This is a genomic window from Chthonomonas sp., from assembly GCF_035294505.1.
In the GTDB taxonomy this organism is placed as follows: domain Bacteria; phylum Armatimonadota; class Chthonomonadetes; order Chthonomonadales; family Chthonomonadaceae; genus Chthonomonas.
The window spans coordinates 1-4547 of record NZ_DATGKU010000072.1 but is presented as its reverse complement, the minus strand read 5'-3'; the positions used below and the strand labels follow the sequence as shown (position 1 = coordinate 4547).

The following is a 4547-nucleotide window of genomic DNA, read 5'->3' as shown; positions in this document are numbered from 1 at the left end:
ACAAGGCGCCCTAAGGGAGCGCTTTTTGGGCTATAATGCTAAGGAAATCCGAAGGATTTCACCGCAAATATCTGTTTCAGCATGAGGTGACCTAACTATGCAGTGGCTGGCGGAAGTCTGCGTGCGACGACCGGTGTTTGCTACCGTGCTCGTCCTTGTTCTTGTGGTGGTGGGCATCTACGGCTACACCCAACTTCAAGTAGACCTCTTTCCCAAAGTGGACTTCCCCGTGGTCACCGTCACCGTGACGGAGCAGGGCGCCTCTCCCCAAGAGATTGAGACCGATGTGGTGGATAAGATTGAAGAGGCTGTTAATACCATCAGCGGTATAGATAGCCTCAGCTCGGTCTCTTATGATGGGGTGGGGCAGGTTATCATCACCTTCGTGCTGGAAAAAGATATAGATGTCGCCGTAGAGGAGGTGCGCGCCAAGGTCAACGAGGTTCTTCCCGATCTCCCCTCCGACATAAAGCCACCGGTAATTGACAAAGTAGACCCAGACGCGGCCCCCATTCTTCAGTTGGCGCTCTCCGCCCCGGATAACATCCGTAACATCAGCGAATACGCCGACAAGGTGCTGCGACGCCAAATCGAGTCGATAGATGGCGTGGGACAGGTGACGCTGTTGGGCACACGCAAGCGCCAGATCAATATCTATTTGAACCCCTACAAACTGCGCTCCTACGGGCTTACGGCCTTGGATGTGGAACGGGCTTTACAGTCTCAAAACCTCCAAACCCCCGGCGGCGATGTAGATGAGGGCGCCGTTAAGCTCACGGTGCGAACGCTCGGCCGTGTCACAAGCCCACAACAGTTCGCCGACATTGTTGTCGCCAAAGGGCCGGGAGGCTCTTTCATTCATGTGGGAGATGTGGCCCAGGTGGTGGATGGCACCGAAGAGCCGAGCACGGTGGCCGACTTGGTGCAACCGGGCGTCTCACACCCCATTCCCACCGTGCTGCTCTCGATACGCAAACAGTCAGGGCTGAATACGGTGGCAACCGTGCAGGCGGTAAAACAGCGATTAGCCGAAATTCGCCCCACATTGCCCCCAGGCTACAACATTCGCATCGTTCGCGATCAGTCCACCTATATTCTTGCCTCTACCAGAGAGGTAATGTCCCATCTCAAACTAGGCAGTCTGCTTGCAGCCCTGGTGGTGTTGGTGTTTTTATGGAACTTTCGCACGACGATTATCTCCGGTTTGGCCATCCCGGCCTCCATCATCAGCACCTTTGTGCTGCTTTATGCCATGGGCTTTACCCTTAACCTGCTCACGCTGCTTGGGCTTACTTTGGCTGTGGGCATCGTGATTGATGATGCCATTGTGGTGCTGGAGAATATCTATCGGTTTATCGAAGAGAAAGGGATGCGTCCCTTCGAGGCTGCCATCGAGGCCACACGAGAGATCGGCTTGGCCGTGCTCGCCACTACCTTCTCGCTGGTGGCCATCTTTCTGCCGATCGCCTTTATGACCGGCATTACCGGGCGGTTCCTAAAATCTTTTGGCCTTACCATGGCTTTCTCTATCCTTGTGTCGCTTTTTGTCTCCTTCAGCCTTACGCCCATGTTGGCTTCGCGCTGGCTAAAACCACGGGGCCTGCCCGGCGGTACAGACGCCCCAGAGTGGATGCCGGTGGGCGTGCCGGGAGAGGAAGAGCCGACCGAGAAGCGATTGGTGGCGACCTCAAAACAGCGCGGATTTTTCCATTGGCTCGACGTAACCTATACGGCTATTCTTAAATGGTGTTTAGGTGGTAAATGGGGGTGGCACCGCATCTTTGTGCTGATCGCCTGTCTTCTTGCCCTGTTAAGCATGGCGATTGTGGTGCCTCTGGTTCCCAAAAACTTTTTGCCGGATAACGACCAATCTCAGTTTCAAATCTCCGTTCGCGCCCCTGAAGGCACCAGTCTCGTGGCCACCCAGGCACTCGCCGACCGAATCGCCCGCGAGACGTTGAAGCTGCCGGATGTGGAGTATGCGGTGGTTACCATCGGCGATAACCCGCAAAAAACCCAAAATCTGGCCTCTATTTATGTTCAGATGAAGCAGGTGGAGGATCGCACCGATGGCTACACCCAACAGGATGTGCAACAGATGGTGCGAACCAAAATTCTGCCGAAATACGGCAACATTCGCGCCACCGCCGGCCCCATCCCCGCTTTTTCGTCGGGTGCGCCGCAAGCGGCCGTCACCTACTCGCTATCCGGCCCCGATCTCAATATGTTGGCGCAGTACTCACAGCGGATTCTAGATGGACTGAAGAAAATCCCCGGCGTCGTGGATGCCGATACTTCCCTCGTTCTCGGTGTGCCGGAAATAGATGTGGTCATAGACCGACAACGCGCCGCCGACTTGGGAGTATCGGTGGCCGATTTAGCCAATACGCTGCACCTTCTGGTGGGCGATCAGCAGGTGACCGACTACTTCGAGGGCGGTGAGCAGTATGAGGTGCATATGCGGGCCGCTTTGCAATATCGTGACAATCCGGAGATTCTTAAACAGCTCACGGTTCCATCGAGCACGGTGGGCAGCGTGCCGTTAGATCAGGTGGTGCATCTGGTGCAGACGACGGGGCCGGCGCAGATCAACCGCCTCAACCGTCAGCGAAATGTGCTGATCACCTGTAACATTCTGCCGGGCTATTCGCAACAGGCCATAGGCGCCCAGATCGTGAAGATGTTCGATCAACTGCACCTTCCACCCCAATACCGAATCATTCCGTTCGGCACCTCACGCGAGTTGATCCGGGCTTTTAAGGCGTTTGTGGTCGCGTTCCTCTTAGCCATCATCTTCATGTATCTCATCTTGGCCGCACAGTTTGAATCGTGGATCTATCCTATTGCCATTATGAGCGCGCTGCCGCTTACGGCACCCTTCGCCTTCCTCTCGATCTATATCTTCCACCGTACAGTGAATATCTTTTCGATTTTGGGCATTCTCGTGCTCTTTGGGGTGGTCAAAAAGAACGGCATCCTCCAAATTGACCACACCAACCAGCTGCGTGCCCGCGGCATGAACCGATTCGATGCCATCGTGCAAGCCAATCGCGATCGTCTACGCCCTATTCTCATGACAACCATCGCATTCGTGGCCGGGCTTATCCCTTTGGTGATCTCAAAAGGATCGGGGGCCGAAACCAATAAGGATATCGGCTACACGGTTATGGGGGGGCAAACGCTTTCCCTGCTGCTTACCCTGCTGGCCACACCGGTTATCTACTCGATCCTCGACGATGTCGTGGTGCTGTTTTACCGGGTGCGAGGGAGCGCTGTGGACGGTGTAACGCGGCTTGTGCGCCGCCTTCGGAGAAGATAGCAACAACGCGGGAGAGGAAAAAATAAGCTTTTCTAATAGTTTCTATCGAAAAATTTCATTTTCTTACATTTCCGTTCTGTGCTATTATAGCGTAGTAAAGAGAGAAGCCGCTGTGGCGGCTTCCCGAAAATGAAATTTTCGACGTCGAGGGAAAAAGCGCCATGGCAACTTACACCACGCCAGAAACAGAGGAAGTACGCACACCGGTTATTGAGAACCCACGTAAGGATGCCTACTGGTTGGCACCGACAACCACAGTAGTCGTACTCGTTATCTTTGTAATTTACGCCACCATTCGCGCCTTTATGGGGCGCTACTTCGCCACCTATAACGAGGGAGAAAACTTCCCTTGGCTGGCGCCCATGCGGCTTCAGCCCCACTATTGGTCGCCGTTCTACTCGCCCTACATCCCTGTTCACCTCCGCATAGGGGCTTGGCCTGTCTCCGCTGCGCTCTACGTGATGATCTTGCCCCTCGCTTTCCGTCTCTCCTGCTATTTCTGCCGTCGCGTCTACTATAGGGCCTTCTTCCAAGACCCCGGTGCCTGTGCCGTGCGCGAGCTATTCAAGCACCGCCGCTACACCGGAGAGACCCGCTGGCCTAACAAAATTTTCAATCTCCATCGCTACACCTTCTACATCGCCGTGATCCTGGTGGGCTTCCATTGGTGGCATCTCTACAACGCTTTCTTTTATACCGAAGCCGGGCAGGTGCACGTGGGAGCCGGTTTAGGCACGCTTATCTTTCTCATAGATACCCTCGCCCTGACCCTCTACACCTTCTCATGTCATGCTTTTCGCCATCTCATTGGGGGGGCGGTGAACTGGTTTTCCAAATCCGGCTGGCGCTATAAGTCGTGGCGATGGGTAAGTTGGCTCAACGAATACCACGGTCAGTTCTTCTGGGTGAGTTTGGTGACCGTTATGTGTGCCGATCTCTACGTCTATCTTGTGGCCAGCGGCGTGTTTACCGATCCTCGATTCTTTTAATCAGGCGGCGCTCCCCAGCCCCCACCCCCGGGGGTCTCCACCGTCAACACCGTATCGGCAGGACAGATGCCGCTCCAAAAGGCGGGCAACTCTTGCCTTGTGCCATCCGGCAAGAGGAGGTAGTTCCTGCCAGAAGCACCCGCCTCCCCGCCGTTAGCCCCTTGCGGTCTCTGGGCACGGCTGCTAGTAAGCAACGTGATGTGGGCCGGCGCGCGAAGCCTTAGACGGCGTATTAGCCC

Annotated in this window: 3 protein-coding genes; 2 read left to right on the top strand and 1 reads right to left on the bottom strand. The window is 55.3% G+C overall.

Annotated elements, in window-relative coordinates; genetic code table 11:
- Positions 1-97: 97 nt before the first annotated feature.
- Both VKV18_RS03500 and VKV18_RS03495 read left to right on the top strand, forming a co-directional pair.
- A complete protein-coding gene (locus VKV18_RS03500) occupies positions 98-3319 on the top strand; it encodes an efflux RND transporter permease subunit (protein ID WP_324202842.1) in 3222 nt (1073 codons plus the stop codon).
- Positions 3320-3480: 161 nt separating this feature from the next.
- On the top strand, positions 3481-4308 hold the full coding sequence (locus tag VKV18_RS03495; protein ID WP_324202841.1) for a hypothetical protein: 828 nt from the start codon (positions 3481-3483) through the stop codon (positions 4306-4308).
- On the opposite strand, the gene VKV18_RS03490 is transcribed toward VKV18_RS03495, so the two are convergent.
- Positions 4305-4547 (bottom strand): hydantoinase B/oxoprolinase family protein (locus VKV18_RS03490; RefSeq protein WP_324202840.1); only part of this gene is annotated, 243 nt, incomplete at its 5' end. The two genes, VKV18_RS03495 and VKV18_RS03490, sit on opposite strands and share 4 nt — an antisense overlap.